This window comes from Pseudomonas cremoris (assembly GCF_014230465.1).
The window spans coordinates 1-1838 of the sequence record NZ_JAAXCY010000031.1 but is presented as its reverse complement, the minus strand read 5'-3'; the positions used below and the strand labels follow the sequence as shown (position 1 = coordinate 1838).

General features: G+C 58.0%; 1 protein-coding gene. It reads left to right on the top strand.

The annotated features are described in order from the left end of the window. Positions 1-1838 (top strand): DUF6531 domain-containing protein (locus tag HF257_RS33180; protein WP_185712155.1); only part of this gene is annotated, 1838 nt, incomplete at both ends.

Below are 1838 nucleotides of genomic sequence, written 5' to 3'. Positions count from 1 at the left end.
GGACCCGGTTGTACCGCACCAGTGCGGTGGAAGTGGATTGCGGGTTGGGGTTTGGCTGGAGTCACTCGCTGGCGCATCGGTTGGAAGTTGCGGGTGATTCGGTGGTGTGGACGGATCATGAGAATCGCTCCACCACCCTGCCCTTGCCCTCTTCTGCTAGGCCTGCGATCACCAATAGCTTGGCCGAGGCGGCGATTTATCTGGGCGCTTTGCCAGATGAATTGGTGCTAGCTCAATCCTCGCGTTTCTACCATTTCGTCAAGGGTTCGCTAACGGCGATCAGCGATGCGTATGGCAACCGGTTGCGCATTTCCCGGGATTACTCGGGGCGCATCGAACGCGTGGATAACGGTGTTGGGCGCTCGCTTTTTTTGCGTTATGAACTCGGACATATCGTCGCCGTTGATTACCAGATTCAGCGGGCAAAGGGTTATGAGCCCTACGTCTGGGTCACTGAGCAAAGTGTTTTTTCCTACGCCTACGACGAACTTGGACGGTTGGTTTCGGCGACCAATGCCGTCGGCGAAAGTGAGACTTACCGGTACGACGAGCAGCACGTCATTCTTGAGCGTGGCTTGGCCGGTGGGGCGAGTTTCTTCTGGGAGTGGGAACGGTCCGGCAAGGCCGCGCGATGTATCCGGCATTGGGCGAGTTTTTCCCAGATGGACACGCGGTATGCCTGGGGCGATAACGGTCGCGTCACCGTTTTCAACGCCGATGGCAGCCAGGAAGTTTATGTACATGACCAGCGGGCGCGGCTGGTGCAGCGGGTGGATCCCGACGGTGCTGAACACTTCAAATCCTACGACGACAAAGGCCGGCTGACGGTTGAACAAGACCCGCTCGGAGCGGTGACGGCGTATCAGTACGACGAAGCCGGACGCTTGGTGGCGCTGTTTCCCGGGGACGATGAGCCAACGACCTACGAACACGACAACGGGTTCGTACGGGTTGTGCGGCGTGGCGAAGCCGTCTGGAAGTATGAGCGTAATGATCAGGGCGATGTCACGCGCAAGATTGATCCTGACGGCCATATCACCGACTACACCTACAACAAGCACGGACAACTGATTGGGGTTTGGTATCCCGATCACAGTAGCCAACGGCTGGTGTGGAATGAGCGTGGGCAGTTGCTTGAGGAGCAATTGCCCAATGGTGGTATTAAGCGTTATCGCTATGACGACGTTGGACGGCAGATTGCTCGGGAGGATGAGCATGGCGCGCTGACCCAGTATCAGTGGGATGGCGTTGGGCGGTTGGTGCGTGTGATCCTTCCAGGCGGCGCTTGTCGGGAATACAGCTACAACCCTTACGGAAAGATCACCGCCGAACGAGACGAGTTAGGGAACGTCACCCGCTACGAATACGCCGACGGGCTGCATCTGATCAGCCGTCGCATCAACGCGGACGGCACCCAGGTCAAATACCGCTACGACAACGTGCGTTTGTTGCTGACCGAGATCGAAAACGAAGTCGGTGAAATCTATGGGCTGCAATATCACCCCAACGGCCTGATCCAGCAGGAAACCGGCTTCGACCGCCAACGCACCGCCTACGTTTACGACCTCAACGGCAACCTGCAGGAAAAGACCGAATACGGCGATGACGGCAGTCAGCTAATCACCTGTTACGAGCGCGATCATGCCGGGCGCCTTGTACGAAAAAACCTTCCCGATGGCAGCATTGTTGACTATGCCTACGACCGCCAAGGCAACCTCCTAAGCGTCGAAGACGGTCACTGGGCTCTAGCCTACGAATACGACGCGCAAAACCGCCTCACCGCTGAGCACCAAGGCTGGGGCACCCTGCGCTATGGCTACGACGCCTGCGGCCAACTC